At 55.3% G+C, this 26,158-nt stretch carries 32 protein-coding genes and 1 tRNA gene; 12 read left to right on the top strand and 21 right to left on the bottom strand.

Annotated features, from left to right (window positions below; genetic code table 11):
• Position 1: 1 nt before the first annotated feature.
• A complete protein-coding gene (locus tag ROA7450_RS04570) occupies positions 2 to 1,450 on the bottom strand; it encodes a TrkH family potassium uptake protein (protein ID WP_085804474.1) in 1,449 nt (482 codons plus the stop codon).
• A gap of 52 nt (positions 1,451 to 1,502) precedes the next feature.
• Positions 1,503 to 2,603, bottom strand: a complete 1,101-nt coding sequence (gene folE2 / locus ROA7450_RS04565; protein ID WP_085804473.1) for a GTP cyclohydrolase FolE2 — start codon at positions 2,601 to 2,603, stop codon at positions 1,503 to 1,505.
• 270 nt (positions 2,604 to 2,873) lie between these two features.
• Between folE2 and ROA7450_RS04560 the strand changes: the two genes are divergently transcribed.
• From ROA7450_RS04560 to ROA7450_RS04550, 3 genes are all read left to right on the top strand, one after another.
• The gene (locus ROA7450_RS04560) at positions 2,874 to 3,167 is read left to right on the top strand and encodes an antibiotic biosynthesis monooxygenase family protein (protein WP_085804472.1); all 294 of its coding nucleotides are present in this window, start codon (positions 2,874 to 2,876) and stop codon (positions 3,165 to 3,167) included.
• 5 nt (positions 3,168 to 3,172) lie between these two features.
• Positions 3,173 to 3,979, top strand: a complete 807-nt coding sequence (locus tag ROA7450_RS04555) for a methyltransferase domain-containing protein (RefSeq protein ID WP_085804471.1) — start codon at positions 3,173 to 3,175, stop codon at positions 3,977 to 3,979.
• 89 nt (positions 3,980 to 4,068) lie between these two features.
• Entirely contained in the window at positions 4,069 to 4,857 is a 789-nt protein-coding gene (locus tag ROA7450_RS04550; protein WP_085804470.1) for a HalD/BesD family halogenase, read from the top strand.
• A 6-nt stretch (positions 4,858 to 4,863) separates the two neighbouring features.
• Here the strand turns inward: ROA7450_RS04550 and ROA7450_RS04545 are convergent, their stop codons facing one another.
• Positions 4,864 to 5,244: a GFA family protein gene (locus ROA7450_RS04545; protein ID WP_085804655.1), complete on the bottom strand. Its 381-nt coding sequence runs from the start codon at positions 5,242 to 5,244 to the stop codon at positions 4,864 to 4,866.
• 67 nt (positions 5,245 to 5,311) lie between these two features.
• Here ROA7450_RS04545 and ROA7450_RS04540 point away from each other — a divergent pair, with 67 nt between their 5' ends.
• Positions 5,312 to 5,734 carry a DUF3291 domain-containing protein gene (locus ROA7450_RS04540; protein ID WP_159453997.1) on the top strand — a complete coding sequence of 141 codons (423 nt, stop codon included), beginning with the start codon at positions 5,312 to 5,314 and terminating at the stop codon, positions 5,732 to 5,734.
• Positions 5,735 to 5,752: 18 nt separating this feature from the next.
• Here the strand turns inward: ROA7450_RS04540 and ROA7450_RS04535 are convergent, their stop codons facing one another.
• Together ROA7450_RS04535 and ROA7450_RS04530 are read right to left on the bottom strand one after the other, a co-directional pair.
• Positions 5,753 to 6,196, bottom strand: coding sequence for a hypothetical protein (locus tag ROA7450_RS04535; protein WP_085804468.1), 444 nt, complete (start codon positions 6,194 to 6,196; stop codon positions 5,753 to 5,755).
• 42 nt (positions 6,197 to 6,238) lie between these two features.
• Positions 6,239 to 6,607 carry an antibiotic biosynthesis monooxygenase family protein gene (locus ROA7450_RS04530; RefSeq protein ID WP_085804467.1) on the bottom strand — a complete coding sequence of 123 codons (369 nt, stop codon included), beginning with the start codon at positions 6,605 to 6,607 and terminating at the stop codon, positions 6,239 to 6,241.
• Positions 6,608 to 6,705: 98 nt separating this feature from the next.
• Here ROA7450_RS04530 and ROA7450_RS04525 point away from each other — a divergent pair, with 98 nt between their 5' ends.
• Positions 6,706 to 7,176, top strand: coding sequence for a MarR family winged helix-turn-helix transcriptional regulator (locus tag ROA7450_RS04525; protein WP_085804466.1), 471 nt, complete (start codon positions 6,706 to 6,708; stop codon positions 7,174 to 7,176).
• Positions 7,177 to 7,188: 12 nt separating this feature from the next.
• Here the strand turns inward: ROA7450_RS04525 and ROA7450_RS04520 are convergent, their stop codons facing one another.
• Both ROA7450_RS04520 and cobT read right to left on the bottom strand, forming a co-directional pair.
• Positions 7,189 to 7,590, bottom strand: coding sequence for a DUF4864 domain-containing protein (locus tag ROA7450_RS04520; RefSeq protein ID WP_085804465.1), 402 nt, complete (start codon positions 7,588 to 7,590; stop codon positions 7,189 to 7,191).
• A gap of 114 nt (positions 7,591 to 7,704) precedes the next feature.
• Positions 7,705 to 8,721, bottom strand: a complete 1,017-nt coding sequence (gene cobT / locus ROA7450_RS04515) for a nicotinate-nucleotide--dimethylbenzimidazole phosphoribosyltransferase (RefSeq protein WP_085804464.1) — start codon at positions 8,719 to 8,721, stop codon at positions 7,705 to 7,707.
• Positions 8,722 to 8,799: 78 nt separating this feature from the next.
• On the opposite strand from cobT, the gene cobS reads away from it, so the two are divergent.
• A complete protein-coding gene (gene cobS / locus ROA7450_RS04510) occupies positions 8,800 to 9,555 on the top strand; it encodes an adenosylcobinamide-GDP ribazoletransferase (RefSeq protein WP_085804463.1) in 756 nt (251 codons plus the stop codon).
• 55 nt (positions 9,556 to 9,610) lie between these two features.
• Here the strand turns inward: cobS and ROA7450_RS04505 are convergent, their stop codons facing one another.
• The 5 genes from ROA7450_RS04505 to ROA7450_RS04485 all read right to left on the bottom strand — a co-directional run bounded on the left by ROA7450_RS04505 (position 9,611) and on the right by ROA7450_RS04485 (position 14,568).
• The gene (locus ROA7450_RS04505) at positions 9,611 to 10,126 is read right to left on the bottom strand and encodes a CarD family transcriptional regulator (RefSeq protein ID WP_085804462.1); all 516 of its coding nucleotides are present in this window, start codon (positions 10,124 to 10,126) and stop codon (positions 9,611 to 9,613) included.
• Between the two features lie 279 nt (positions 10,127 to 10,405).
• Positions 10,406 to 10,744, bottom strand: coding sequence for a ferredoxin FdxA (gene fdxA, locus ROA7450_RS04500; protein WP_085804461.1), 339 nt, complete (start codon positions 10,742 to 10,744; stop codon positions 10,406 to 10,408).
• Between the two features lie 53 nt (positions 10,745 to 10,797).
• Positions 10,798 to 11,184: an RNA-binding S4 domain-containing protein gene (locus ROA7450_RS04495; RefSeq protein WP_085804460.1), complete on the bottom strand. Its 387-nt coding sequence runs from the start codon at positions 11,182 to 11,184 to the stop codon at positions 10,798 to 10,800.
• Positions 11,185 to 11,190: 6 nt separating this feature from the next.
• Complete coding sequence (locus tag ROA7450_RS04490) at positions 11,191 to 14,022, bottom strand: helicase-related protein (RefSeq protein ID WP_085804459.1); 2,832 nt, start codon at positions 14,020 to 14,022, stop codon at positions 11,191 to 11,193.
• A 33-nt stretch (positions 14,023 to 14,055) separates the two neighbouring features.
• Positions 14,056 to 14,568 carry a tetratricopeptide repeat protein gene (locus tag ROA7450_RS04485; protein WP_234999438.1) on the bottom strand — a complete coding sequence of 171 codons (513 nt, stop codon included), beginning with the start codon at positions 14,566 to 14,568 and terminating at the stop codon, positions 14,056 to 14,058.
• A gap of 114 nt (positions 14,569 to 14,682) precedes the next feature.
• On the opposite strand from ROA7450_RS04485, the gene ROA7450_RS04480 reads away from it, so the two are divergent.
• Entirely contained in the window at positions 14,683 to 14,970 is a 288-nt protein-coding gene (locus ROA7450_RS04480) for an SCP2 sterol-binding domain-containing protein (protein WP_085804457.1), read from the top strand.
• Positions 14,970 to 15,998 carry an alpha/beta fold hydrolase gene (locus ROA7450_RS04475; protein WP_085804456.1) on the top strand — a complete coding sequence of 343 codons (1,029 nt, stop codon included), beginning with the start codon at positions 14,970 to 14,972 and terminating at the stop codon, positions 15,996 to 15,998. The genes ROA7450_RS04480 and ROA7450_RS04475 overlap by 1 nt, the downstream gene beginning before the upstream one ends.
• On the opposite strand, the gene ROA7450_RS04470 is transcribed toward ROA7450_RS04475, so the two are convergent.
• Positions 15,904 to 16,734, bottom strand: a complete 831-nt coding sequence (locus ROA7450_RS04470; protein ID WP_085804455.1) for a fumarylacetoacetate hydrolase family protein — start codon at positions 16,732 to 16,734, stop codon at positions 15,904 to 15,906. The two genes, ROA7450_RS04475 and ROA7450_RS04470, sit on opposite strands and share 95 nt — an antisense overlap.
• Positions 16,735 to 16,861: 127 nt before the next feature.
• Here ROA7450_RS04470 and ROA7450_RS04465 point away from each other — a divergent pair, with 127 nt between their 5' ends.
• On the top strand, positions 16,862 to 18,682 hold the full coding sequence (locus tag ROA7450_RS04465) for a M3 family oligoendopeptidase (protein WP_085804454.1): 1,821 nt from the start codon (positions 16,862 to 16,864) through the stop codon (positions 18,680 to 18,682).
• Positions 18,683 to 18,740: 58 nt separating this feature from the next.
• Here the strand turns inward: ROA7450_RS04465 and ROA7450_RS04460 are convergent, their stop codons facing one another.
• From ROA7450_RS04460 to ROA7450_RS04440, 5 genes are all read right to left on the bottom strand, one after another.
• Positions 18,741 to 19,415, bottom strand: a complete 675-nt coding sequence (locus ROA7450_RS04460) for a phosphatase PAP2 family protein (RefSeq protein ID WP_085804453.1) — start codon at positions 19,413 to 19,415, stop codon at positions 18,741 to 18,743.
• Between the two features lie 85 nt (positions 19,416 to 19,500).
• Positions 19,501 to 19,770 (bottom strand): DksA/TraR family C4-type zinc finger protein, encoded by a 270-nt coding sequence (locus ROA7450_RS04455; RefSeq protein ID WP_085804452.1) that lies wholly within the window; start codon positions 19,768 to 19,770, stop codon positions 19,501 to 19,503.
• Between the two features lie 14 nt (positions 19,771 to 19,784).
• Positions 19,785 to 20,834 carry an alpha/beta hydrolase gene (locus tag ROA7450_RS04450; RefSeq protein ID WP_234999436.1) on the bottom strand — a complete coding sequence of 350 codons (1,050 nt, stop codon included), beginning with the start codon at positions 20,832 to 20,834 and terminating at the stop codon, positions 19,785 to 19,787.
• 88 nt (positions 20,835 to 20,922) lie between these two features.
• On the bottom strand, positions 20,923 to 21,819 hold the full coding sequence (rpoH, locus tag ROA7450_RS04445) for an RNA polymerase sigma factor RpoH (protein WP_085804451.1): 897 nt from the start codon (positions 21,817 to 21,819) through the stop codon (positions 20,923 to 20,925).
• A gap of 194 nt (positions 21,820 to 22,013) precedes the next feature.
• Positions 22,014 to 23,039 carry an RluA family pseudouridine synthase gene (locus ROA7450_RS04440; protein ID WP_085804450.1) on the bottom strand — a complete coding sequence of 342 codons (1,026 nt, stop codon included), beginning with the start codon at positions 23,037 to 23,039 and terminating at the stop codon, positions 22,014 to 22,016.
• Between ROA7450_RS04440 and ROA7450_RS04435 the strand changes: the two genes are divergently transcribed.
• On the top strand, positions 23,038 to 23,349 hold the full coding sequence (locus ROA7450_RS04435) for a DUF6476 family protein (protein WP_085804449.1): 312 nt from the start codon (positions 23,038 to 23,040) through the stop codon (positions 23,347 to 23,349). The two genes, ROA7450_RS04440 and ROA7450_RS04435, sit on opposite strands and share 2 nt — an antisense overlap.
• A 23-nt stretch (positions 23,350 to 23,372) precedes the next feature.
• Here the strand turns inward: ROA7450_RS04435 and ROA7450_RS04430 are convergent.
• A tRNA-His gene (locus ROA7450_RS04430) sits at positions 23,373 to 23,449 on the bottom strand.
• A 148-nt stretch (positions 23,450 to 23,597) separates the two neighbouring features.
• Between ROA7450_RS04430 and ROA7450_RS04425 the strand changes: the two genes are divergently transcribed.
• The gene (locus ROA7450_RS04425; protein ID WP_085804448.1) at positions 23,598 to 23,786 is read left to right on the top strand and encodes a DUF6324 family protein; all 189 of its coding nucleotides are present in this window, start codon (positions 23,598 to 23,600) and stop codon (positions 23,784 to 23,786) included.
• Here ROA7450_RS04425 and ROA7450_RS04420 read toward each other — a convergent pair.
• Complete coding sequence (locus ROA7450_RS04420) at positions 23,781 to 24,224, bottom strand: MmcB family DNA repair protein (protein ID WP_085804447.1); 444 nt, start codon at positions 24,222 to 24,224, stop codon at positions 23,781 to 23,783. The genes ROA7450_RS04425 and ROA7450_RS04420 overlap by 6 nt on opposite strands.
• Positions 24,225 to 24,791: 567 nt before the next feature.
• Here ROA7450_RS04420 and ROA7450_RS20740 point away from each other — a divergent pair.
• Positions 24,792 to 25,253, top strand: a complete 462-nt coding sequence (locus tag ROA7450_RS20740; protein WP_143534357.1) for a hypothetical protein — start codon at positions 24,792 to 24,794, stop codon at positions 25,251 to 25,253.
• A 114-nt stretch (positions 25,254 to 25,367) separates the two neighbouring features.
• On the opposite strand, the gene ROA7450_RS04410 is transcribed toward ROA7450_RS20740, so the two are convergent.
• Positions 25,368 to 26,009 carry a transglutaminase-like cysteine peptidase gene (locus ROA7450_RS04410; RefSeq protein WP_085804446.1) on the bottom strand — a complete coding sequence of 214 codons (642 nt, stop codon included), beginning with the start codon at positions 26,007 to 26,009 and terminating at the stop codon, positions 25,368 to 25,370.
• Positions 26,010 to 26,158 lie beyond the last annotated feature (149 nt).

The raw sequence follows: 26,158 nt of genomic DNA, 5'->3' as shown, positions 1-26,158 counted from the left end.
CCTATGCTCTCCAGAATCCAACCGTGAACATCGCATAAACCACTAACAGCTCCAGCCGCCCCACCAGCATTCCGGCGGTTAACATCCATTTGGCACCAGTGTTCAGCGGCTCAAAATTCCCTGCCGGACCAATGGTATCTCCTAGCCCAGGCCCGATATTGGCCAGGGCTGCCGCCGCGCCAGAAATCGACGTGATGAAATCCAATCCGGTCAATCCTAGCAGAACGGATAGAACACCCAGCGACAGGATGAAGAACACGAAAAACGCCATAACCGAATTCAGAACATCATCGCCAATGGCACGTCCCTGATAGCGCGGAGTAAACACCCCATGCGGGCTATAGATCCGCTGTAACTGCACCTTGATCGAGGCAAAGAGCAGTTGATACCGGAAAATTTTCACTGAACAGGCAGTTGATCCCGCGCACCCCCCGATCAAGCCAGCAAAGAACAACACCGCTATCGGGAAAGCCCCCCACAGCATATAGTCGGCACTTGCATAACCCGTCCCGGTGACGATCGACACGGTGTTGAACAGCACTTTGCGAAACGCCAGTTCTGACCAGTCCCCCGCCTGCCAGACCTGCCAGACTGTCAACACCCCAACCAGCACCGCCAAGGTCCCAAAAAACGCCCGAATCTGGCGGTCAGCCAAAAGCGGCTGAATGGACCCCGCCGTCATCTGCACAAATCGCACAAACGGCAGTGCCGCCAGCATCATGAAGGCCACGGCCACATATTCGCTGGCCATGCCAAACGCCCCGAATGACGCATCATAATTGGCAAAGCCCCCCGTCGCCACCGTAGTCATCGCATGCACCGTAGCGTCAAAGGCACTCATCCCGCTCATGATGTAGGCCAGCACGCAGGCTAGCGTGAGTCCCAGATAGATCACCGAGATATGCGAGGCAATTTCCGTGGCCCGCGGCAAGATTTTTCCAAACGTATCAAACCCTTCCGAGCGGAAGATTTGCATCCCTCCGACCCGAAGCTCTGGCAAGAACACCATCGCCACGACAACGATACCAACGCCGCCCAACCATTGCAGAATCCCGCGCCAAAGCAGGATACCCTTGGGCAGATTGTCCAGATCGCTCAGCACTGTTGACCCGGTGGTCGTCAGCCCCGACATAGCCTCGAAAATCGCATCGGTCACATCCGAATTTGTCTCACCCAGCATGAAAGGCAGCGCACCAAAGATGGGCAAAACCACCCAAACACCGGTTGTCAGCAAAAAGGTTTGTTGCAGGGTTAGCCCTTCGCGCACCCCGTTTTTGCAACTCAGCGAGACTAGCCCGCCAATTAGTACCGTTCCGACAGAACTTTGTGCAAACACATCCCAATGGTCGCGCCCTTCGGCAATATCCACCAGCATTGGCATCAACATGGTCAGGCCCAACGCTACTAGAGCGAGGCCAATCACATATCCAATAGGGCGAATATCCAACATGAAGCGACCCTTGTCCGGCTAACAGAGCGCTGTCAAGCCGGTCACCCTTTGATTAACCAACGTGGAACAAGGTCGAGAACAGTTTGGGGTCAATGCTGTCAGACGCAAAGGTCGGCCCTTCTGTCAGGATGCTGACCGCATCATGGCTGTGCAGGCTTTCCTGATGGCTGGCGACAATGCGAAAATCGCCAATGCGTTTGTCCTTCAACAAAGGCTCGCAAAACAAACGCGCCGCATCTTCGACAAAGATCGGATTGGCCGCGTTCAGCTCGGCAAAGGCCTGTTCATCCTCGCGCTTGACCATGACCTGCGTCTCGGTTGGCACCATTTCCCGTGCCATGTCGATCACATCTTCGAACCACAGGAAATCCTCGCCACTGTATTCCAGCGAAATCCGCGCAACCGACCGCTGCGAATGTGGCGTCGCTAGCTGACCGCGTGTTTCACGGGCATGTTCGCTCAACTCCAACGAACAGGGGCAGGTCGAGGAATAGACATAATCCAAATGCATGAACTTGCGGCGCACACCGCCGGCATCGACCAACTCCAGCGCTATATCGTAATACTGATACCCCACCAGCCCAGAGCGCAGGGATTTAACCTCAGCCGGATAACGGAACTTCATCATTAGCCGCGCGTCCACACTGCCAAGATCGGCGATGTAATCATCCAGCGCGTCCGAGATCACATCGAAACTAAACGTTTTCTGTGCATGCTTATAAAAGCTGCGCATGATCCGCGACATGTTGATGCCTTTCTTGCTGGCCTCAAGGCTCACCGTCCCGGTGACCGAGGTTTCCAGCGTCAGGTCCCCCGCATCACGGGTATGAAACCGGATCGGCAGGTGGAAATTGGAAATCCCCACATGCTGCAAATGCTGCTTGGCGCCCTTGATCAGGGAGCTCGGTCCATTCTGCAGGTCCGGCATTAAGGCGCGATAGGCATCATCCGGCACGAAGTCCTCAGGGTACTCTCGGTGCATCTGCGGATAATTCGGCAAGGGCGCATCTGGCAACAACCGGGCCACCGTCGGGTCCAGATCAGCAACTTCCTCGGGCGAGGCATTTTCGGCCCACTCTCGCAACAGCGCCAGCGCGGCCTCTGCCGCTTCGCGCTCGCGCTGTTTTTCCAGCTCAGATGCGTGTATGTTCATGGCCCATGCCTTCCGTTGCAGATTGCCGGAGCCTTACATAAATCACCCCAGCGCAAATTGCTAATATCGCATGTATCGCAGCCAAAAGCGACCGCAAGTCCTGAATCTCGCGTCGTTATCTAGCGACAGGTGATTTACTCCAAAAGAATCCTCACCTGTCCCACAAAGGACCTGCGCAGGCGTTTACGCGACTTTTTCGCCTAGATGTGGTATAGAACGTGCACAAGGTAGTCATTCAAGCAACAACCCAACCGTTGGGAGGGACGTTTTATGATTATGCGTATTTTTCAGGTCACAACCAAACAAGGCAAAGCATCTGAATTCGGTGAATTCTTCCATAATGTAGCGATCCCGCTGATGCAGGGGACTGATGGAATCGTGCAGGTCTTGCCCGGTGCCCCCCGAAAAGACAGCCCGAATGAGTTCAGTTTCGTGATGATATGGAAAGATCTCGCGTCACTCAAGGCTTTTGTTGGCGATGATTATCAATCGCCACATATCGATCCGGCCGAAGCTGAGCTCGTCGAAAGCCGAACAATCAAACACTATGATCTTGTGGAGTGAAACATATGACCGGCACCGTAACACAAGAAGAACTTCAAGCTGGCCGGGATTATGAATCGCTGTTTGTGCCCGCCCTGTTCTCGCAATGGACCGGCCATCTGTTGCAAAAATCTGGGGTCACCGCAGGATCAAGCGTATTGGATGTCGCCTGTGGTTCAGGGGTCCTGGCCCGTGCCGCACTTCAGAAATCCGGCACGTCTGGTCGCGTTGTAGGCGTTGACCCAGCACCAGGGATGATCGCAGCCGCAAGGGAGGTCGAACCTCACATTGAATGGATCTTGGGTAGCGCAGAAGATCTGCCTTTTGCAGACGGTTCATTCGACTGTGTAATTTCACAGTTCGGCATCATGTTTTTTCAAGATCGCTTGAAAGCACTACAAGAAATGTTCCGGGTCGCCCGGGCAGGTGGCCATTTGGCAATCGCGATTTGGCACTCCATTGATCAAAACCCTGCCTACAAAGATATCGTCGCCCTGTTGGACCAGTATGTCTCATCAAAGGCAGGAGACGCCGTGAAAATACCATTCTGTCTGGGTCACCCCGAAGACGTTGAAGGTTGGTTGGCGCAAGTCGGGTATGAAAATATTGCCGTTGAAACCAGAACAGAACAGGCGAGCTTTCCAAACACCCGAACGATGGTCGAAGTCGAACTCCGCGGCTGGTTGCCTCTCTTCGATATCCACCTCACCGACGAGAAAATAGCCGATATCCTGATGAAATCCGATGCAACGCTGTCAAAATACGCGTCGCCAACAGGTGAAGCCGTTTTCCCAACGTCCGCGTATATCATCACCGCACGCAAGCCAGACTGAGCTACACCTCACGGTTTCTGACCATGTGAAAATCCCTCTTGGCAACAGCTTTGTAATTCACAATGGTGGCTTCGACAGGAGGCTCGAACATGCGTGACATTCTTGATCTCGAAACTTTTCCCATTGATCGCCCCGGAACTCCGGAATGGGAGGCTCTGGTCGCGCGTTGCCGCACAGATCTGGCCGAACAGGGCATGTTCAACCTTGATGGCCTGATGCACCCCACCGTGGCGGCACAAGAAGCCTTGGATATGGCGTCACAGTTCGACACAGAAGCCTTCCTGCACGAACGCGAGCACAACATCTATTTCCTGAAGTCCTTGCCCGACCTTCCCGCCGACCACCCGGCCCTCACCCGCTTTCGCACCTCGAACCGAACACTCTGCGCCGACCAGATCCCGCACAGCGCCCTCATCCAGCTGTATGAGTGGCCCGAGTTTGCACAGTTTCTCGCCGCCACCATGGACATGCCGAAGCTCTATCCGATGCAGGACCACATGGCGCGGGTCAACGTGATGTCCTACGACGCAGGCCAGACCCTTAACTGGCACTTCGACCGCTCTGAATTCACCACAACACTTTTACTGCAGTCCCCCGATCATGGCGGCGCGTTTGAATACCGCACCGACTTGCGCAGCAAGGATGACCCTAACTATGACGGCGTCGCGCAGATGTTGCAGGTGCAAGACGATCAGGTTCAAAGCCTTACCCTTTCTCCCGGCACGCTCAACGTTTTCCGCGGCCGCAACACCGCCCACCGCGTTACCACGGTTCAGGGCGAAACCTCACGTGTCATCGCCGTGTTCTCATACTTCGAGCAACCCGATGTCACCTTCTCACCCGAAGAACGCCAAGGTTTCTACGGGCGGGCTGAGTAACACGCCTTAGCTCTCGCTCCCGCAGTTTCGCCCGCATCGCTTCATATCAGGGAACTCCGGAAGCCACCCTTCGCTTTGCTCCGCCCAAATCTCATAGCTCGGCGTAAACTGATCCGGCGCATCCAATGTCCCTAGATGCACCTCAACTTCATCCCCTGTAAGGGCAAAAACCGACGATCCGCAGCCGGGGCAAAAGTGCCGCCCTTCATAGCTCTGGGTCTCACCCGTGACCTCCACCGCGTCCTGCGCAAAGATCGCCGCCGCATAAAACACCGCCCCATGGTGCTTGCGGCAGTCGAGACAATGACAAATGCCCACCCGTTTCGGCGCGCCCACGGCCCGCACACGCACCTTTCCGCAAAGGCAGCCACCTGTGACTTCATTCATACTGATCCCCCGCTATGCGATTATGGACAGAACTGTTAAGTTGGAAACAGATCACCGGAGGTCCAAAATGGCAATCGCACAGATGAACTGGGGCAAAATGCGCTATCCTTTGGACGATCCGCGCATGGCTGAATTCTCGGATGCGCTTGCTCAGATTTACGCCCTCGCCGAGGCCCATCCCGGTTTCATCTGGCGCATCCCAGATGCCGAGGCCACCCAGCAACTGCAAGATCTCGGCTTTGACGACAAAACATCCGCCACCGTGTCCGTCTGGGAAAACGCCGAGACACTCAAAGATTACACCTTTGAAACTCTGCACGGCGACTTCCTGAGCCGCAAACACGAATGGTTCGAAACAGTTTCCGGCCCCCAACTGGTGATCTGGCCCGTCACAACCACATCCCGCCCCAGCTTTGGCGAGGCTTTTGATCGGCTAAATCACCTGAAATCCCATGGCAACACACCCGAGGCTTACGGTTGGCCAAACTGACCACCGCGTCACCCCGCTTCACTTCGCAGCAGCCCTGCGCCGTTTCGCCATCGCGCGCCCGTCCTTGATGCTCAGACCCATCAAGGCCAAATTGCAAGCCCCGGCCGTAAGCTCGATCACCTGCACAACGTAAAAACTCAAATCGAATGATCCGGCACTCGCTTTGCTGCTTAAGTAAATCGCGGCAGGAACAAGAACCAGCAAACCATTGGCCGCAATAAGAGGCATACGTTTTTTCTTGGCCCGCGCAGGCGCATCTTTACGCCGATGCCCCATTTTCATGCCTGACGCCCCAACGATTGCCATCGCAGGGATCAACAGCCAGAGACCTTTCAAGACCATCAACTTAACCGCCACAACATCTGCGTAAGTTCCAAACAGTTCGACATATAAGGTGGACGCCCAAAACGTCAGGATCGTCAAAAATCCAACAACACCGGCAATCGGGTGAATACGTATCATCACGTGGGTATCCTCCTCAAAGATCTTTCACTCACCGTTCCGTCAGGCCGTGCAACAGTCAGACACGGCGATCTTTTCGAACAGATGCGGGGCTGTGACAGCACTGGATGGGTAGTGACTGAGCGCCTCTTTGAACTCAGGATTCGAGAAGGCGACACGAAAATCAGCAACAGAATCCCAAATGGCATAATTCAGATACATGCCACTATCACCAACGGCTTTATGCATTTGCGTGCTGATGTAGCCTGGCTGCTTCTTCATCCAGAGGGCGTCATCTTTCCAAGCTGCAATCAGCGCGTCGTGATCGGCAGGATCAATCGTGAACAGGTTCACCAAAACAACGGGCCCAGTATCGACGCCCAGTTGTTGCTCAATTGGGAACTCGGGATCGAGAGGTTTGAAATTGACCATCAGTCTTACTCCGTGAGTGACGATATATGGTGACATGTTGTCACAATTGACTCTTTACATAATTTGACAATACGTTGTCAACTAAATACACATACCTCATGACAGACAAACAATGGACAGAGGCCGGAGAAGCCGTGACAACGCTTATTCTGGACGTATTTAGGCTGAATGGCCGATTGCAACTCGCTGGCGATCGACTCGTTGCAGAGCTTGGATTAACCAGTGCGCGCTGGCAGATCTTGGGGGCAATTGCCTACGCCGAACAACCAGAATCAGTTGCCTGGCACGCCCGAACCATGGGGGTTCACCGACAAGGCGTTCAGCGCATCGTAAACGAGCTGAAAAAAGAAGAAATTGTCGAGATCCAGTCAAATCCGCATCACAAACGTGCGCATCTGGTGGTCCTCACTTCAAAAGGTCAAGAACTTTTCGAAGCAGCTATCGCATTACAAGTTCCGTGGGTAAATGAGCTCTCCGAAGGCCTGTCAACAGATAACATCGAGATTGCTCAAAAGATCATTGGAACTTTAAAAGCGCGCCTTCAAGAATCCTCGAACGCGAGAGATTAAGACATCATCACATCAAACTGCGCCCAGCGGGAGGGGTTTCATACGAACGGCATTAATCTTCCATCCTTCGGGGCCATCGATCATCTGATAGCCGAGCAGAAATTCATTGCCCTGCCCGTCCTGTACCAAAACGGTTTGCCACAAGACGCCGTTGATTTCATCGACCGAAAGAAACTGCACATCCGCCGGACGCCAGACCATGGGATAGCCTTCGCGCACCATGCGGCCAAACTGATCCGGAGTTTTGAAAATGTCCTGAATGGTCGGGCTGGCAAATTCAAAGGCGCGCTCAAAATCATCCGTCAGAAACGCCTCGATCTGGGATGAGATCACCGACTGGATTGCCGCCTCATCCGCACGTGCAGGCAACACGGCCAAGAGCGCCAAAATCCCGGCCCATAAAACTTGTTTCATCCTGTTCCTCCCTTGCGGGCAGACCTAGCCCGACCAAGGGGGAAATCAAATCATAGCTGCCACAGTACATTTGTGTACCAAACAGGGGGGTAATTGGTACCACATGTACGCAAATCACCCGTCAGAAACGCCCGCCTCAGCAAAGGTTGCCATGCCCGAATGACAGGCCAGCGCCGCCTTGACCACGCTGATCGCCAAGGTCCCGCCCGAACCCTCGCCCAAACGCATCCCTAGTGATAGCAAGGGCTGCTTTTTCAGGTTCGCGAGCAGGGTCTTGTGCGCGGCTTCCGCACTCTCATGCCCGGCAACTGTATGATCCAATGCACCCGCCTGCGTCTCCTCCAAACAGGCCGCCGCCGCGCAACAGATGAATCCATCCAGAACCAGTGGAATACGCAATGTACGTGCCCGCACCATCGCCCCGACCATCGCCGCCAGCTCGCGCCCTCCCAGACAGCGCAAGACCTCTAAGCCATTATTCATGTTGGGCTTATTCAGGTTCACGGCACGCGCAACCACATCCGCCTTATGCGTCACACCAGCCTCGTCCAGCCCGGTCCCACGCCCGCACCACTCGGCAGCCTCCCCACCATAGAGCGTCTGACAAATAGCCGAGGCCGAGGTGGTATTGCCAATGCCCATCTCCCCAACAACCAGCAGATCCGCTTGGGGGTCAACCGCCTGCCAACCGGTCTGCAACGCCTCGACAAACTCCGCCTCACTCATCGCTGGACCAGTGGTGAAATCCTGCGTCGGGGTCTCCAAAGACAACGAATGCACATCCATCCGCGCCCCAACCGCCTTGGCCAATTGATTCACAGCCGCGCCACCCGCCTCGAAATTCGCTACCATTTGAGCGGTCACTTCCGCGGGAAAGGCGGATACACCCTGTGCTGTCACGCCGTGATTTCCCGCAAAAACAATTACTTGCGGACTTATGACTTGTGGCCGCTCAACGCCCCGCCAGGCACAATACCAGGCTGCCAACTCCTCCAAACGACCAAGGGCACCGGGGGGTTTTGTCAAAACGCCATCACGCGCCCTTGCTGCCGTCAAGGCAGCCTCATCCCGCATAGGCAGGCCACGCAACAGGTCGGAAAACTCTGCCAGAGTATTGAATTCATTTACCATTTTATCTCTCATTGCATGTTGCGCCTGGCCTGTGTATCGCAAGACCATCCTTTGAGCAGCCGAAAAAGGGCCTCTTACATGACAAAAAACGACGCCCTGTTTGCACAATCTGACCTGCCTCTGGCCTTCAATCTGCTGACCCGCCTACCCTTCAGCGCTGTTGATTCCAATCGCATCGCTCAATCGGCTTGGGCCTATCCTGTGGTTGGATTAGCGGTTGGGGCCGCGTCCGCCTGCACCGCCTTATTCACCCTATGGCTTGGCCTGCCTGCGCCTTTGGCTGCATTGATTTGCCTTACGATTCAAATTGTTACCACCGGCGCGTTGCACGAAGACGGCCTTGCGGATTCGGCGGATGGCCTCTGGGGCGGGTGGGACAAAACTCGTAGATTGGAAATCATGAAGGACAGCCGGATCGGCGCGTACGGTGTGCTGGCACTGATCTTGTCACTGGCTGCGCGTTGGGCTGCCATTTGCCTGCTTCTGTCTCAAAACCCTGTCGTTGCGGCTTTGTTCATCGCCACCTCCGCCTGCCTGTCACGGGCGGCCATGGTTGCGGTAATGGCCGTCTTGCCAAATGCACGCGCGTCGGGACTCTCTCACAGCGTGGGCCAGTCATCAATACAAACAGCGGGCGCAGCCTTTGCCATAGCTGTGACCTTGGCGATTCTGATGTCGGGCATGTCAGTCTTTGGCGCAGTCTTCTGGGCCATTTTAGGCGCCGTCGCGGTGGGGCTGGTCGCCCGAAATAAGATTGGTGGTCAGACGGGTGACATTCTGGGTGCCACCCAACAGATCAGCGAAATCGCCATTCTGTTCAGCCTCGTGGCGTAAAAAAACCGCCGCGCACCCCATGGCGCACGGCGGTTCTAAATTCAATGTGTTTCGCTTACGCAGCTGCAGCGCGCGAGATCAAAACATCACCAACTTGCTTGGCAGCGGCCACTTCGTCTGCACCGTTCACAGCCGCGACTTCGCGGGTCAGCCGTTCAAGAGCCGCTTCATACAGCTGACGCTCAGAATAGCTCTGCTCGCGCTGGTCATCAGTGCGGTGCAAATCGCGGACAACCTCGGCAATCGCAATCAAATCACCCGAGTTGATCTTTTGTTCATATTCCTGCGCCCGACGAGACCACATGGCGCGTTTGACCTTGGCTTTGCCTTTCAGTGTGGTCATCGCCTTGGAGATCACATCAGGGCTGGACAGGCCACGCATGCCAATTTCGGTTGCCTTGTTGGTCGGCACCCGCAGGGTCATCTTGTCTTTCTCAAAGGAAATCACAAACAGTTCCAGTTCGATCCCGACAACCTCTTGTTTCTCAATCGAAACTATTTGCCCAACCCCGTGCGCAGGGTAGACAACGTAATCATTGGGACGAAACTCGGACTTTTTCGATTTGCTCATTCAGGTTTTCCTTCAGTGGCTTCGCCCACTCAACGTGTAAAACATACATCTCTTGGGTCAATCTGACCGGTGAGCGGAACATTCAGACGCAAAGAAATCCATCCCCTTAACAGATCTTAAGGGCAAATGGATATCAGGCAGTAAACTTCATTTATGATGGTATCATATCACAAAATTGGGTCTGCCGAAACATGGGATCCAATTGGGTGATTATTGTTTTAATTCAAGTGGCTAACACAATAATTCGCGATACCCACTATTTTATCAAAACGAATCGGTTCAGCCGCCTTCGCCCGGCGCCTCAGAGAAATACTTCTCCATCTTGCCCTCTTCGCCGTCGCGCTCTTCCGCGTCAGGCATCGGCTCTTTCTTGGAGATGATCACTGGCCACATCTCGGAATATTTGCGATTGAACTCAACCCATTTTTCCATGTCAGGCTCTGTATCTGGGCGGATGGCATCGGCTGGGCATTCGGGTTCGCAGACCCCACAGTCAATACATTCATCGGGGTGGATCACCAGCGTGTTTTCACCTTCGTAAAAACAGTCGACGGGGCACACCTCGACGCAGTCGGTATATTTGCAGGCGATACAGTTTTCTGTGACAACATAAGTCATCTGAGTCTCTCAATCCAAAGCGGCTTGCGCCTCACCTAATCCAGCCGAACCAATCAATCAAGCAGGTCTGATCGTTTGAGATCAAGCTGCCGCCGCTCCCGCTTGGTTGGGCGACCCTGTCCTTCATAACGCGGCGCAGGCGGAACAATATCCCTCTCACGCGGTTTTGGCGGGTCCAGATCCTCATAAAGCGCTTGCGCTTCGGGTGCCGGACCGCGCCGTTCTCCGATGGCTTTGATCTTAATCACCCGCACATCCCGCGCCTGCGGAAAGGTCAAAACATCCCCCGGCCCCACAGCGTAGGCCGGTTTGGCAATCTTCTGGCTATTGACCCGCATATGCCCGCCCGAGATGACTTTGGCCGACAGGCTGCGGGTTTTGAAAAACCGCGCCTGCCAGAGCCATTTATCAAGCCGGATCTTAGGGCTGGCTTCCGCCATTCAGGATCACCCTTTGTCCTTCAACCCCATCAGTGCGGCTGCAAACGGATTATCCGGATCAATCGGCTTTTCCTTTTTCGCAGGGCGCGCCTGGAATTGGCGTGGGCCATCATCGCGGCGGCCTTTGCCCTTGGGCTTTTGACCTTTGCCTTTGGGCTTGCCACCCTGCGCATTGTCGCGACGGCCACGTTGTTGCCCCCGGTTTTGCTGTTGGTTGGCACGGCCACCCCATGTGAAGGTATAAAACACCTCAATCGTTGGCTCGGCATCTGCCGCAGGCGCAGCTTCGGCCACCTCTGCAGCTACCTCTTCAACAACCGGGGCTTCCGCCACCTCAGAACCAGCCTCTTCGGCCACAGCAGCTTCAGCAACTGGCGTTTCTACAGCAGTCACATCTGCGGCTTCGCCCTCGGCAGGTGCAACCTCAGCTTCTGCCGCTGGCGCAGGCGTGGCCTTCGCCTTCTCGCGCTCGCCTTTTTCGGCCTTATAGCCAAGGCCCTGCATCAGATCGGCGAATTGCTCCAATGTCATGCCGGTAATCGACAGCATGTCAGCAGTGCCTTCAAATCCACCACGGCTGTCTTGGCCACGCAGCATATCTGCCAGACGTTCCAACATATCGATGCGAATCGCCCGCTCACCAGCCGCGCGATAACCCGACATGCTGTGATAGCCTGCCAGCTTGGCATCACTGGTTTGAGCCGGAACCGTCACCAGACCTGGTGGTGGAGATTCTGGGAATTCTTGCAGATCTTTCGACAGAGCCCACAACACCAGACGCAACCGCGTTGGTGCGGGTTTCAGCAACAAGGGCATGAAGATCGTAAACTGCCCAAAGCGCACACCATGCTTGCGCAACAATCCGCGCGCATCTTGGTCCAGTGCTTTGACGTCTTCGGCAACCATACCACGGGGCACGATCCCAAAGTTTTCGATCAGGCGGAAGCCAAAGCCGCGCGCCAATCCGGTGAGTTCCTCGTCGCGCTGAATGTTTAACAGCGGCTCGAACAGCGTGGCAATCTTGCGGTCGATGAAATGCTGTAGGCGACGCTGCACCTTCTCTTCAACCTCAGTCCCAGCTGTCTCATCGACAAAGGCCACAACCTGCGGTTTGAGCGCGTCACTGCCTCCGGTCAGCTTGCCAACCGCGTGCTCGCCCCACATCAGGCCACCTTGTTCGGTGAAATCAATTTCGGTATCGGGTGCGTTGTAAAAACGGTCCGCGCGCAAATGGAAATGCGGCGCAAGTGCTTGCAAACTGGCCTGAGCGATTGCTTTCGCCTCTTGCCCGGCGGCACCTTTGTCCTGAATAAAACGGAATCCTTCGAGACGGCCAACGAATTCACCTTCGACCGTCACATCACCTTTGTCGTTTACTTCGGCCACCATGGCCTCCTTCTGCTTGAGCCGGCGAAGCAGCACGGATGTCCGCCGGTCCACAAATCTTTGCGTCAGCGCCCCATGCAGCGCATCTGACAAGCGGTCTTCTACAGCGCGAGTGGCTTCTCGCCAATGGGTTTCATTGTCAACCCAGCCTTTTCTTTGCGCAACGTAGGTCCATGTGCGGATATACGCCAATCGTTTCGATAATGTGTCAATATCGCCATCCGTTCGGTCCAATCTGCGCACCTGCCGACCAAACCAATCATCCGCCACGCGCCCGTATTCGTGCAGATCGCAGAAAATCCGCTCCAGCAGGCTGGCATGTTCAGCGTGACTGATGCCTCGGAAGTCAGGGATTCGGCACACATCCCACAGCAATCGCACCGCAGAACCATCCCGCGCCCGGACCGTCACATCTGAAACTTGTGACAGCGACTTGAGCGCCCCCAAGTCATCCGCCTCGCGTGCTTTGGTCAACAGCTCGTTGTCTGATTTTCGTTCCAGCGAATTGATCAACGCATCCACAGTGCCAAACTGTAGCTGCGCACTACGCCATTCCAATTTGCGGATCGGGGTAAACCGATGGTCGGTAATGGCCTCAGCGACCTCAGCGTGCAAATCCGGCGCTTCCCCCGTCACCCCAAAGGTGCCGTGGCTCATCCCGCGCCCTGCCCGGCCCGCAATCTGACCCAACTCATTCGGAGCTAGCAGTCGCATCCGACGACCGTCGAACTTGGTCAACGACGAAAACGCGACGTGGTCAATATCCAGATTGAGGCCCATGCCGATGGCGTCTGTCGCCACCAGATAATCAACGTCGCCGTTTTGATAGAGCTCGACCTGCGCATTTCGCGTCCGCGGGCTAAGGGCCCCCATCACGACCGCAGCCCCGCCCTTTTGGCGGCGGATCAACTCGGCGATGGCATAGACATTATCAACAGAAAACCCAACAATTGCGCTGCGTGCAGGCATTTTTGAGATCTTCTTCGGGCCGGTATAGGAAAGCTGCGACATCCGTTCACGGCCAACAAACTCCACGCCCGGCACCAAGGCCGCAATCACACTGCGCATCGTGTGCGAACCCAAAAACTGCGTCTCCAGCAACCCGCGCATGCGCAGCAAACGGTCGGTGAACACATGGCCACGTTCCGGGTCAGCACACAGCTGAATCTCATCGATCGCAACAAAATCTGCGCCCATACCCTCGGGCATCGCCTCAACGGTGCAGACCCAGTACTTGACCCTGTCAGGGACAATGCGCTCTTCGCCGGTGACCAGCGCCACAACTGATGGCCCGCGCAGGGAAACGATCTTGTCATAGACCTCGCGCGCCAACAGACGCAGCGGCAATCCGATCACGCCAGTCCGGTGCGCCAGCATGCGCTCAATCGCGAAATGCGTTTTCCCTGTATTGGTCGGGCCCAGAACGGCCAGAACCCGCGATTGCTCGCCCATTGGCGTTCTCCGTTTGAACCAAAGGAGTGTTGATCAAAGGTCCGAGCCGAGTGTCCCACCCAGACGTTCCAGCGCTGTGGTTACGTCCTCTTGGTGCGGATGTATAGCCTGTACCTGCTTATAGGCCTCAAAGGCCAGTTCCGGCTTATTCACCTGCTCCAAAACCACAGCAAGACTGATGATCGCATTGAAATGCCGGGGCTCTAGTGCCAATGCGCGCTCTAAATCTGCGACGGCTGGCCCGTACAGTCCGGCGTGCGCATAGGCCACAGCCCGCATATGCCAGCCTTGGGCAAAATCCGGCGCGTGATCAGTCAAAGCCGTTAGATGCTCGATAGCAACTTGCGAATCACCCACTTCAAGCGCGTCATTGCCACGTTTAAGCAGCAGATCCATCGCGGGCGATCCCGATTTCGACCATTCCAACTCAATCTCATCAGCGATTTTCCGCGCCTCATCCGGCTCTGCCTCCTGCAATAGGGCGAACATGCGGTTCAATGCTGCATTTTCAGCCTGCGCAGGTAAGCAATTTATGACTATCGTCAAAAATGCCGTGACGATACAATTGTATATGCAGGTTTGTGCGCTCATAACATGTATGATTTTAGCGCAGATCAGCGGGAATCATAGCCCCCGCTTGATCACTTTAGGAGGATAACCATGAGCGACATCGTAAACGCTGCCGTCGACGCCCTGAACGATAAGCTGTCCGGCTCTTTTGCAGGATCGGCCAAATTCATGATCGAAGGCGAAGGCGCGATCATGCTGGATGGTGACGGCGTGCGCGCCGAAGACGGCGACGCGGATGTTACATTGACCGCAGACGCCGAAACCTTTCAGGCCATCCTGTCAGGCGACCTGAACCCAACCGGCGCCTTTATGTCCGGCAAACTGACCGTTGATGGTGACATGGGCATGGCAATGCAGCTAGGCAGCGTTTTGTCGTGATGGAAATCGCACCCCTCTATACGGACATCACAGATGGGCCTGACCAAGGGCAGGCCTATTGGCTGAAGACCGAAGACGGGGTGCGCATTCGTGCGGGCGTTTGGACACAAGACGGGGCCAAGGGCACCGTTTTGCTGTTTCCCGGCCGCACCGAATATATCGAAAAATATAGTGGCACCGCCCATGATCTCGCAAAGTGTGGCTATGCCACAATTGCCATCGACTGGCGCGGTCAGGGACTGGCTGACCGATTGACCCGCAATCCGATGTCCGGTCATGTCATCAAGTTCGACGATTACTTGAAAGATATCGACGTTGTTATTGAGATGGCCGAACAACTTGAGCTGCCTAAGCCTTGGCATCTGTTAGGGCATTCCATGGGCGGCGGTATCGGGTTGCAGGCTGTGATGAAGGGCCTGCAGGTTGCCTCCTGCGCCTTCTCTGGTCCAATGTGGGGCATCTCGATCTCAACCCCGATGCGGCCTGTGGCCTGGACCCTCTCGACGCTGGCGCAAAAAACCGGCCTTGGGCATCTTTTCACTCCCGGTACGTCCAAAAGCAGCTACGTGCTGGAAGAGGCTTTTGAAGACAACAAGCTAACCAATGATCGCCCGATGTATGATTACATGATCGATCAGGTTCGCGCGCAGCCCGACCTTGGTCTTGGCGGACCAAGCATGGGATGGCTGATCGAATCACTGAAAGTCACACGCTGGCTGCACAAGCAGCCCTCACCCGACTTGCCGTGCTTTACTTTCTATGGCTCGCTCGAAGCCATAGTTGATATCCCCCGGATCGAGGACCGCATGGCGCGTTGGCCCAATGGCACGCTCTATGTTGTTGAAGGCGCCCACCACGAAGTTCTGATGGATACCCCCGAAGTACGTGCCGACATCACCCGACGGCTTTGTGACCACTTCGACAAAGCAGCAGCTATATATCCCGGCCAACCGTCTGACGTTGATGGCCCAGCCCAGCAACCGTCAGCTCCATCACATCCCCTTCGCTCAGATAGCGCGGTGGCTTAGCGCCCATGCCCACACCTGGCGGGGTTCCCGTGGCGATCACATCACCCGGCTGCAAGCTCATCATCTGGCTCAGGTAGGAAATAATCTCGGCAACGGAAAAGATCATCGAAGCGGTGTTGCCGGTTTGCGCTCTTGCGCCGTTCAAATCCAGCGCCATGTCCAGAGATTGCGGGTCCCCAACCTCGTCCGGTGTCACCAACCACGGCCCAATCGGCCCAAATGTGTCGCATCCCTTGCCCTTGGTCCACTGACCACCGCGCTCAATCTGAAACGCCCGTTCAGACACATCGTTCACGATGCAATAGCCCGCAACATGCTCCAATGCCTTTGCGTTCGAAACGTATTTGGCCGGCTTACCGATCACCACGCCCAACTCCACCTCCCAATCCGATTTCTCTGATCCCCGAGGCAAGAGCACAGGATCATAGGGACCACTGATGGATGACGTCGCCTTCATGAACACAATCGGTTCTTTTGGCGGCTCCATCCCGGCCTCGGCGGCGTGATCCGAATAGTTCAGCCCAATCCCGATGAACTTGCCCACGCCTGCTACAGGCGGCCCCAAACGAGGTTCCCCCTGCACCAAAGGCAAGCTTTCTGGATCAGCAACTGGCAACTGAGCCAGAACATCACCCGCCAGATCTGTCACTACACCACTCAGATCTCGCACCCGCCCATCCGCATCCAGGACACCGGGCTGTTCCGCCCCGGCTTTACCATATCTCACAAACCGCATTGTGCCTTCTCCCGTCACTTGTTTTCGTGCACCCTACGCTGCACCACATAAATGACAAGCCCGGCCCTTGTTCCCTCCGCACCGGCACAATATGTCTGGGTCAACAAATAATAAGCCGAGGTATCCCATGCTGACCCTTCCCTTTCCTGTCAAAGACGCCAACGCCACTGCCGGGGGCAAAGACCTTGGCAATCTGCCGGAATGGGATCTGAGCGATCTGTACTCAGGCGAAGACGCACCGGAGCTGGAGCGCGATTTGGAGTGGTTGGAAAAGGCCTGCGCTGAATTCGCCGCCGACTATGAAGGGAAGCTCGACACACTCGATGCCGCAGGCATGCTTGAATGCATCCAGCGCGACGAGAAGATCAGCACTATCGCCGGGCGCGTCATGTCTTTCGCCGGGCTGCGTTACTACCAGCAGACAACCGATGGAGAACGCGCCAAATTCCTCTCCGATTGCCAGGAAAAGGTTACTGTCTTCAGCACGCCCTTGGTGTTCTTCTCGCTCGAGCTGAACCGTCTGGAAGAAGACGCGCTCGAAGCGATGTACGCTGAAAACACGGACCTTGCTCGCTACAAGCCTGTATTGGACCGTATCCGCGCAATGAAGCCTTACCAGCTTTCCGATGAGCTGGAAAAGTTTCTGCACGACATGGGCGTCGTCGGCGACGCATGGGAACGTCTGTTCGATGAAACCATCGCCGGGCTGGAATTCGAAGTGAACGGCGAGCAACTGAACCTCGAAGGCACGCTCAACCTTTTGACCGAGCAAGACCGTGCCACCCGCGAGGCCGCCTCGCGCGAAGTGGCCCGTGTGCTGGGCGAAAACATCCGCACCTTCGCGCGTGTTCACAACACCACTGCCAAAGAAAAAGAGGTCATCGACCGCTGGCGCGGCATGCCCACGGCGCAAACCGGGCGACACCTGTCCAACCATGTTGAGCCCGAAGTGGTCGAGGCCCTGCGTGACGCCGTTGTCGCCGCCTACCCCAAGCTGTCGCACAGATATTACGAGCTGAAACGCAAGTGGCTTGGCCTGGACCAGATGCAAGTCTGGGACCGCAACGCACCGCTGCCCATTGAAGACACCAAAACTGTCGACTGGGCCAGCGCTCAAAACACAGTGATGGAGGCTTACACCGCCTTTGATCCCCGCATGGGCGAGATCGCGCAACCGTTCTTTGATAAAGGCTGGATCGACGCGGGTGTAAAACCCGGCAAGGCCCCCGGTGCCTTTGCCCACCCCACCGTCACCGACGTGCACCCCTATGTGATGCTCAACTATCTGGGCAAGCCACGTGACGTCATGACACTGGCGCATGAGCTGGGCCACGGCGTGCATCAGGTGCTGGCCGCTGATCAGGGCGAACTGCTCTCCAGCACGCCCCTGACATTGGCCGAAACCGCCAGTGTCTTTGGCGAAATGCTGACCTTCCGCAAAATGCTGGACGGTGCCGCCAACGATCAGGAACGCAAGGTCCTGCTCGCGGGTAAGGTCGAAGACATGATCAACACGGTTGTCCGTCAGATCGCGTTCTACGATTTCGAATGCAAACTCCACGCCGCCCGCCGTGAAGGCGAACTGACGCCCGATGACATCAACGCCTTGTGGATGTCGGTCCAAGCCGAAAGCCTCGGCCCTGTGTTCGAGTTCATGGAAGGTTATGAAAGCTTCTGGGCCTACATCCCGCACTTCGTCCACTCGCCCTTCTATGTCTACGCCTATGCCTTTGGCGACGGGCTGGTGAATGCGCTCTACGCCGTCTACGAGGAAAACCCCGATGGCTTCCAGGACAAGTATTTCGACATGCTGCGCGCTGGCGGTTCAAAACACCACAAAGAACTACTCGCGCCCTTCGGTCTCGACGCTTCAGACCCCAAATTCTGGGACAAAGGTCTCAGCATGATCTCACGCTTCATCGATGAATTGGAAGCGATGGAAGGATAAGCACGCCCGGCAACAAAGTGAGCGGTGAAATGCCCCCGCTCACTTTTCAATTGCGGCATCAACCGCCGAGTGCGAAGACAATGTAGCGGGTCATTTGAAACATCTGGGTTACCTCGTAAGTCGCCAAAAACAACAGCGGATAGGCAAAGGCCTCGTGCCTCTCGCAGAATGGAACAAGCTGAACCTGTCGCACAATCTGCGTCATCGGGCCCAATAAAGTGACGCCCAACGCAGCCCCCAACAGTGCGCCCACAACAATGTCAGAAGGCCAGTGCAACCCTGTCACCACCCGAGGCAGGCAAACAACAAAAGCAGCCCAGAATAAGAGAAAAACACCAAAGCGTCGATTGATCAGAAATATCATTACGGCCAACCCAAAAAAGAGCGATGCATGATCTGATGGAAGAGAGCTCCATCCATCCATGAACTCGACACTTTGATCATCTCTAAGCTGAAGTCCGGCGATGTTGGAATAAATGGGGCGCAAACTGAATGGCAGGTTGTTCGCCAAAAACCGCGTGATGCCAATGATCGGTATCGTCGCCAGTAAAACGGCCGTCAAGCGCTCTCGGCGCATCGTTCGTTGCGCGTCCGTTCCAGATAGGAACCAGAGCGCCCAGACGATTAGCATAAACGGAACCGATTTCAGATATTCGCTGGATAAAACCAAAAAGACTTGATCCAGCTCGTCAGTGTTGAATCGGTTAAAAAATAAGAAAAGTGCCTCATCCATGGAAAGCGTATAACTTTGCTGCAATCTGAGTTTTGCACAGAAACTTAGATGAGAGTTTGCCTGATGCAGGAGTAGACACCCTGAACTACTTTAACTGGCTGTCTTTTGAGCCGCGCCGATTGATCCCACCACGTGCTTTGAACGCAGCGTCGCGTTCTTGCACGCAGTCAATGCACAGCTTGACCCCAGGCAAGGCCTGACGCCGCGCTTCGGGAATCTCCTCTTCACATTCGGCGCAATGCGTCAGGCTCTCACCAACCGGGGTTCTCTGAGCCTTCATCCGTGCAAGCTCATCTGAGATCGACGCCTCGATCTGTTCGCTGACCGCCCCATCGCGGGCCCAACCACCTGCCATGTCGTCACTCCTTCTCAGTTCAGAGGGGCTTCAAGCGCCAAATATTGCGAGAACCCGCTCGTTCCCAATTCAGCTTGTCGTCCGATCCCCTGCAGGACCGAAATAGCCGCCGGTGAGCTGACTGGCACAGCGTGATTTCCGCCTTCACCTTCTTCCAAGGCGGTAAAATCGATAATTGTTACGCCAAGACCTTCGACTTCCTCGGTGCTGTTAAGTAGTCCGAGCCGAGGTTTCTTACCAGTCACAAAGGCGGCCAATCCCAGGGCTTTGTCATCCTGTGTGGTGAAAATATAGAATGGTTGAGGTAATTCGCCGATCGCAGCGGCTTGTCTTTTAAACAGATCTATATCCAAATCTGGCGACATTAACACCACACCACTGATCCGCGATAACAACCGCTGATCCCCCCTCAATGCTGCCTGTCGCAGAGCCTCCATTGCCAGATGCGAGCCGATTGAATGGGCAAACAAAAACACCTTGTCATTGCCTCCCTTCGTAAGCGTTTGCAGCAGGCCCTCCAGATCATCGCGCGCAAACAGCACACTGTCACGGTCATAGATGTAGCCCTTGGCATTCCCTGCAGATTGCCACGAAAACAAGACCATTGGATCCTTGGCCTCAAAGTCATGCTTGATCTGAGCAGATCTGAACATCGCCTCCGACAACGTGTTGTTATAGCCGTGCACAAACACAATGCTTTCGCGGTTCGGAGCATGGCGCATCACCTGTGCGCGAAAATCATTTTCTGTCTCGTAGACCCGTGTTGCCGTCACCACAAAATGCTCATCCGCATTCGCCTCGCCCTTATGCACCTCAATATGACCAGGTATATGCGACGGCGGGATCGACACGTCAGCCCGGAAGTAGTTCAGCCCGGCCGTTCGGCGCGCGCCAAAGGCAGGCCCTGTTTGATCCAAGGCCCGTCCAGTCGCCACATAGACCGGTGTAATCGTCGCATTCGGTGATGGTGCTGCGCGTTGCGCAGAATAACGCGGGCCACAACTCGCCAAGCCCACAAACAGGCTGATCATAAGTCCGCGTTTGGCAATCGTGAGAAGAAACATGTTTGTGCGTACCGTATATCCTGAAAATCAAAAGCCCCCCTCCGGGGACGGAGAGAGGCTACCGTGATTCTATGGCATCGCCAAGGCGTCAGCTTGCGCTTAGCATGCCCTTTTCCTGAGCCAGGCTGCGCATGCGCTTTTGTAGCTTTTCAAACGCGCGCACTTCAATTTGCCGAATACGCTCGCGGCTGACGCCATAGGATTCACTCAAATCCTCCAGTGTGATCGTCTGATCGCTCAACCTGCGTTGGGTCAGAATATCCTTCTCTCGATCATTCAGCACACTCATCGCATCGGCCAGCAGCTCGCGCCGCGCCTCAAGCTCGTCACGCGCTTCATAATCGCCTGCTTGATCGGCATCTTCGTCTTCCAGCCAATCCTGCCATTGCATCGTGCCTTCGCCTTCAGAGCCAACCGTGGCATTCAACGAAGCATCCCCACCCGACATCCGCCGGTTCATCGAGATGACTTCATCCTCGGTCACACCCAGATCATGCGCGATCCGCTTGACGTTCTCGGGGCGCAGGTCGCCATCTTCCAACGCACCTATGCGTGACTTGGCTTTGCGCAGGTTGAAAAACAGCTTTTTCTGCGCCGACGTTGTGCCCAGCTTCACCATTGACCAGCTGCGCAGGACATATTCCTGAATACTGGCACGGATCCACCACATGGCATAGGTCGCCAGACGGAAGCCTTTTTCGGGATCAAACCGTTTCACAGCCTGCATCAGGCCGACGTTGGCCTCGGAAATCACTTCGGCTTGCGGCAATCCATAGCCACGATAGCCCATGGCAATCTTGGCCGCCAGACGCAGGTGGCTGGTGACCATCTTGTGCGCGGCTTGACTGTCTTGCTCTTCGACCCAGCGCTTGGCCAGCATGTACTCTTCTTCCGGCTCTAACAGCGGAAATTTACGGATTTCCTGCATATAGCGGTTCAACCCACCTTCTGGCGTCGGCGCCGGGAGATTCTGATAATTACTCAATGCTCTGTCCCTCCAATGTATATTGGCTTAACATTCTATTTAGGAACGAGTGACGTCCGTTTCAAGCCACTGAACCAAATTGTTTAAAATTATATGAATACGCCCATGGCGCATTACGAGATCTATGTCAGATCTTACACGAAACTGTGCGGATTATTGCAGGGAATTTCCGCAAGAAATCGCCAAAATGGCCTCTATCCGTGCAAAACCTGCAGCAAATATTGCATATCCTTGGGCAAAGCCGCCTCAAACCGCATTTGCTCTCCACCAACAGGATGCTCAAACCCCAAAACGGCCGCATGCAGAGCCTGCCGCGTGAAACCGCTCAAAGCGTCCGCAGCACCTTCGGGCAAAGCACGTGCCGAAATTTTGCGCCGCCCACCATAGACTGGATCTCCGATCAACCCATGCCCGGTATGGGCCATATGCACCCTGATCTGATGCGTGCGTCCGGTTTCCAGCCAGCATTCGATCAGCGCCACCGCAGGTGGTTGGCCGAATGCCTCAACCACCCGCGCGCGGGTTATGGCATGTTTACCGCCTTCGAACAAAACCGCCTGCTTTTGCCGGTCCATCTTGTGACGGCTCAGGTTTGTGGTGATGCGGATGATATTGCCCGGCTCCATTCCCACACCACGCACGCCGCGCAATCGCGGATGCGCCACATCTGGCACGCCATAGACAAGCGCCTGATACTTGCGTTCAATTGTATGGGCCGCAAACTGATCCGCCAAACCATGATGAGCGGCATCTGATTTGGCCACCACCAGCAATCCGCTGGTATCCTTGTCGATCCGGTGCACCACACCGGGCCGTTTGGCCCCGCCGACGCCAGACAGGCTCTCACCGCAATGATGCAGCAGAGCATTGACCAGTGTCCCATTCGGACTACCCGGGGCCGGATGCACTACCATCCCCGCTGGTTTATTGACAACAATCAGATCGTCATCCTCATAAACCACCTCAAGCGGGATATCCTCAGCCTCGATATGGCTTTCGCGTGCCTCGGGCACAGAGATCTCAATCGAATCCCCCTCATTCACCCGCGCCTTTGGGTTCGAGGCAACCACACCGTTTACGGTAACAGCCCCGTCACTCAGAAGCTTGGCCAGCCGGGTCCGCGAAAGCGATACCGCCTCTGGCACATCCCGTGAAAGCGCCTTATCAAGGCGCGCAGGCGGATCGGCAGCGATCTGAAACGAAAGAGGGGCCTCGCCCATGACGGATAATCCTGAATCTCAGCCGGTCGACCCGGCGATGGTAAAATATCTGCGCCTGCTGGTCACAATCCTGTCGGCGACGATGATTATCGGCTTCATAGTGATCACCGCCCTGTTTGTCATCCGCTTCTCTGACATTGGCGCAACCGAGCTTCCTGAAACCATCACCTTACCAGATGGCAGTGAAGCGGCGGCCTTCACCCAAGGGGATGGTTGGTACGCCGTTGTGACAAAAGACAACCAGATCCTGATTTACAACCGGGTGTCCGGACAGCTGCAACAAACAATTCAAGTCGAAGCCGGGCAGTAAAAGTATCTTCAGATGTTTGGAAGTGGTACCACCTCCCCGGCTCGAACGGGGGACCTCCTGATCCACAATCAGGCGCTCTAACCTACTGAGCTAAGGCGGCACTGTCGGGCGATTTACCCGGCCCGCGCGATGAATGCAAGGGCACTAATCACCAATTTCGCAGGAAATTTGCCTCCGAGTCAATCCTGTGGCTGCTTGTAATTTTCAGGTAAAATGTCTACCAGCCCTTTATCAGGATGGAGACACCCATGGGGATCAACAAAGAAAGCAATATCGAAGCCAACCTTCAGATCGGCCCGACCGATCAGGGGATGATTCGTTTGTATATTGAGGCTCAGGGCATCGAAATTCCGATGGACTTTGATCCCGATGAAGCGCGTGAAATCGCAGATGAGATTCTCGCGGCCGTGGCCGCCACCGAAGCGCGCAATTCATAATCGCGGATCACGGATTGCCTGCAGGCGCTGTGCGGCATGGCGGGCGAATCTGCGTATAAGCGCTGTACGTCGAGCGGCAGGCAACTTACTCTCTGGCCCCATCCTGACAATCTCTGCCCCATAAGCATCAGCGATCAAAAGCCCGGTATCCTCTGGTAATAACTCAACGGGAAACGACGCATCCACCGCCCAAAAGTACCGGTCGCACCAACCAAGGTACCCCTCCCATTTTCCGTCGGATTGGAAATCCACGCGCGATGATTTGCATTCCACGACCCAAATCTCACCTTTCGGTCCTACAGCCATGACATCTACACGCCGCCCCCGCTCCGGCGTAAATTCGGTCACGCACGCAAAATCATAACCCAGTAAACCACGGCAAACACCACGCGCCAAAAGCTGCCCGGGTTGCTCGGCATTGGACCTGATGTTCTGCATCACTCAATTATGAACAAATCATGAACAAACGCAACCCCTTGCCCCGCGGACATTCAGACACTAGGTAAGGCCGGTGGCGGGTGCTGCCCTTCTCGTCTACGGTTGCATTCCGGTGGCCTTAAGCAATTCCGAGGGAGCTGGCTCTGTCCGGGCCCTGGTTCGGTTACCCGGCGCCCACCTGTATATACAGGTCCTCGGGAATGAGATAACCAAACGGCTGCGTGCGGGCCCGCCACACCACTTTTAAATTTCACTCGAAACCGGCGGCACCGCCCCCTAAAAAGCCGCGCTCGAAATCCGGCGAGAGTGGCTCGATGATTCTCAGCCAAACCCTCCACTTTCACGCCATATTTTAGGCACAGGAACTCCATCATTATGCGAGAATACGGAAACTATTACTTGTAATTCACACTATTACTGCCAAAAAGCACCCAATAGAGGTATTCCTTACCCCGATAACATTGCAAATTGTGGCAAATTTTAGATACATGTAGAGTGTTATCTGGGTGATGAGTAATGGCGCAGAAAGACAGGCAAGCGTCATCGACAGGTTAAATGGAGACCAAAATGTATTGTATCAAATCGAGCCGCATTTCCGGAATTGCCGGTGCTATCATCCTCAGCTTGGCACCTTTGTCAGCACATGCCGAAACGGCCTGCACTGTTCAAACTGCAAAGTCAGTAAGCGATGTAACCGAGCTTTGCGAATGTCAAACCGTCACCAAGGGCTTGTTGCGCTACCTGCAACGCTCACGCAATTTTGGTGATGTGGCGTCGGAACTGTATTCGGCATGTCCAGCATTGGCCACGGTTCTGGCCGATTTTGCCCCTGCGGCCACCGGGGGTGGCTCCGGTGATCCCGGCGGCAGCAATGGTGGAAATGATAGCGGTGGACCGACTGGCGGCGGACCGACTGGCGGCGGACCAACCGGTGCTGGACCGACTGGTGGGGGGCCGACTGGTGGGGGACCGACTGGCGGGGGATCAAACGATCCTAATGGCGGCCCAACGGGCGGGGGCTTTGACTAAAACTGATTTTCTGAACCTTTTAGCTGTCTAGCTGTCGAATCAGATCAGTGCCTCCAATTCTGCATTGGGGGCACTCGTATATATAGCAGTGGTGCAAATTTCCAATAAGCAAACTTAACCTAAAAAGACGCCAACCCATCCCTTAGGATTCCGGGGATCTTGCATCTGAACAAAGAAGTAGTCGGTCTCGTTCCATGGCAATACTCGATTGGTCAGATTATCCAAAACATAATCTCCGGAATCGGTTCGCATGACCAAGACAGCGTGCGGCCCTAGCCTTTTGTGGACGACTGTCGCGATCAAAAGCTCCTGCGGCGCATAGCCCATCTGCACAAGCTTCAATTTCTTTGCCAATGCATAATCTTCGCAGTCACCGCCGGCCCGTGTCGGCAAAGCCCAGACATCTTTGCTGCGATATTGCCGCTGATCCGGCACACTGCGCACAGATTGATTTATTTTGCGGTTGATTTTTTGAACTGTCGAAATTTGTTGGGCGCTGATTTTGACCCCGCCAGACGTTTTGGCGCAAGCCCAGGCGTAACGCGCACAAAGTTCAACCGCCCCTGACGGAGCTGCCATCTGACGTTTTGGTTGGATTCTTCCCGCGGTATCCGCACTCGCAGCGCCGGCAGAAAACAATACCGGAGCCATGACACAAATTGCAAACTTCGCAAAGCCTTTAGCCATAAGGCCCATGTTGGCAAGCGTACCTGTCCTGGCACCCTTAGCTCTTTGGTTTTCAACTTCTATCAACATTTAATCAACCCACCCAGTTTGCAGATAACGAGGCTGCAGGAGACGTTGAGAATGTGGCGTCAGTTTGCCGAGAGTTGTGCAAATCAATGATCGAATGTGGCAGTAATAAATTCTAAAATTGTGTTCAAAAAGACCTCCCACAGCAGCCC

The sequence above is a fragment of the Roseovarius albus genome, from assembly GCF_900172335.1.
GTDB lineage: Bacteria > Pseudomonadota > Alphaproteobacteria > Rhodobacterales > Rhodobacteraceae > Roseovarius > Roseovarius albus.
Note: the sequence above shows the minus strand (reverse complement) of the source record. Positions and strands in the feature narration are given on the sequence as shown.

Excerpts from the sequence above, each read along its gene's own strand:
- ROA7450_RS04570 (WP_085804474.1), bottom strand. The coding sequence starts at position 1,450 with ATGTTGGATATTCGCCCTATTGGATATGTGATTGGCCTCGCTCTAGTA.
- folE2 (WP_085804473.1), bottom strand. The coding sequence starts at position 2,603 with ATGAACATACACGCATCTGAGCTGGAAAAACAGCGCGAGCGCGAAGCG.
- ROA7450_RS04560 (WP_085804472.1), top strand. The coding sequence starts at position 2,874 with ATGATTATGCGTATTTTTCAGGTCACAACCAAACAAGGCAAAGCATCT.
- ROA7450_RS04555 (WP_085804471.1), top strand. The coding sequence starts at position 3,173 with ATGACCGGCACCGTAACACAAGAAGAACTTCAAGCTGGCCGGGATTAT.
- ROA7450_RS04550 (WP_085804470.1), top strand. The coding sequence starts at position 4,069 with ATGCGTGACATTCTTGATCTCGAAACTTTTCCCATTGATCGCCCCGGA.
- ROA7450_RS04545 (WP_085804655.1), bottom strand. The coding sequence starts at position 5,244 with ATGAATGAAGTCACAGGTGGCTGCCTTTGCGGAAAGGTGCGTGTGCGG.
- ROA7450_RS04540 (WP_159453997.1), top strand. The coding sequence starts at position 5,312 with ATGGCAATCGCACAGATGAACTGGGGCAAAATGCGCTATCCTTTGGAC.
- ROA7450_RS04535 (WP_085804468.1), bottom strand. The coding sequence starts at position 6,196 with ATGATACGTATTCACCCGATTGCCGGTGTTGTTGGATTTTTGACGATC.
- ROA7450_RS04530 (WP_085804467.1), bottom strand. The coding sequence starts at position 6,607 with ATGGTCAATTTCAAACCTCTCGATCCCGAGTTCCCAATTGAGCAACAA.
- ROA7450_RS04525 (WP_085804466.1), top strand. The coding sequence starts at position 6,706 with ATGACAGACAAACAATGGACAGAGGCCGGAGAAGCCGTGACAACGCTT.
- ROA7450_RS04520 (WP_085804465.1), bottom strand. The coding sequence starts at position 7,590 with ATGAAACAAGTTTTATGGGCCGGGATTTTGGCGCTCTTGGCCGTGTTG.
- cobT (WP_085804464.1), bottom strand. The coding sequence starts at position 8,721 with ATGGTAAATGAATTCAATACTCTGGCAGAGTTTTCCGACCTGTTGCGT.
- cobS (WP_085804463.1), top strand. The coding sequence starts at position 8,800 with ATGACAAAAAACGACGCCCTGTTTGCACAATCTGACCTGCCTCTGGCC.
- ROA7450_RS04505 (WP_085804462.1), bottom strand. The coding sequence starts at position 10,126 with ATGAGCAAATCGAAAAAGTCCGAGTTTCGTCCCAATGATTACGTTGTC.
- fdxA (WP_085804461.1), bottom strand. The coding sequence starts at position 10,744 with ATGACTTATGTTGTCACAGAAAACTGTATCGCCTGCAAATATACCGAC.
- ROA7450_RS04495 (WP_085804460.1), bottom strand. The coding sequence starts at position 11,184 with ATGGCGGAAGCCAGCCCTAAGATCCGGCTTGATAAATGGCTCTGGCAG.
- ROA7450_RS04490 (WP_085804459.1), bottom strand. The coding sequence starts at position 14,022 with ATGGGCGAGCAATCGCGGGTTCTGGCCGTTCTGGGCCCGACCAATACA.
- ROA7450_RS04480 (WP_085804457.1), top strand. The coding sequence starts at position 14,683 with ATGAGCGACATCGTAAACGCTGCCGTCGACGCCCTGAACGATAAGCTG.
- ROA7450_RS04475 (WP_085804456.1), top strand. The coding sequence starts at position 14,970 with ATGGAAATCGCACCCCTCTATACGGACATCACAGATGGGCCTGACCAA.
- ROA7450_RS04470 (WP_085804455.1), bottom strand. The coding sequence starts at position 16,734 with ATGCGGTTTGTGAGATATGGTAAAGCCGGGGCGGAACAGCCCGGTGTC.
- ROA7450_RS04465 (WP_085804454.1), top strand. The coding sequence starts at position 16,862 with ATGCTGACCCTTCCCTTTCCTGTCAAAGACGCCAACGCCACTGCCGGG.
- ROA7450_RS04460 (WP_085804453.1), bottom strand. The coding sequence starts at position 19,415 with ATGGATGAGGCACTTTTCTTATTTTTTAACCGATTCAACACTGACGAG.
- ROA7450_RS04455 (WP_085804452.1), bottom strand. The coding sequence starts at position 19,770 with ATGGCAGGTGGTTGGGCCCGCGATGGGGCGGTCAGCGAACAGATCGAG.
- ROA7450_RS04450 (WP_234999436.1), bottom strand. The coding sequence starts at position 20,834 with ATGTTTCTTCTCACGATTGCCAAACGCGGACTTATGATCAGCCTGTTT.
- ROA7450_RS04435 (WP_085804449.1), top strand. The coding sequence starts at position 23,038 with ATGACGGATAATCCTGAATCTCAGCCGGTCGACCCGGCGATGGTAAAA.
- ROA7450_RS04440 (WP_085804450.1), bottom strand. The coding sequence starts at position 23,039 with ATGGGCGAGGCCCCTCTTTCGTTTCAGATCGCTGCCGATCCGCCTGCG.
- ROA7450_RS04425 (WP_085804448.1), top strand. The coding sequence starts at position 23,598 with ATGGGGATCAACAAAGAAAGCAATATCGAAGCCAACCTTCAGATCGGC.
- ROA7450_RS04420 (WP_085804447.1), bottom strand. The coding sequence starts at position 24,224 with ATGCAGAACATCAGGTCCAATGCCGAGCAACCCGGGCAGCTTTTGGCG.
- ROA7450_RS20740 (WP_143534357.1), top strand. The coding sequence starts at position 24,792 with ATGTATTGTATCAAATCGAGCCGCATTTCCGGAATTGCCGGTGCTATC.
- ROA7450_RS04410 (WP_085804446.1), bottom strand. The coding sequence starts at position 26,009 with ATGTTGATAGAAGTTGAAAACCAAAGAGCTAAGGGTGCCAGGACAGGT.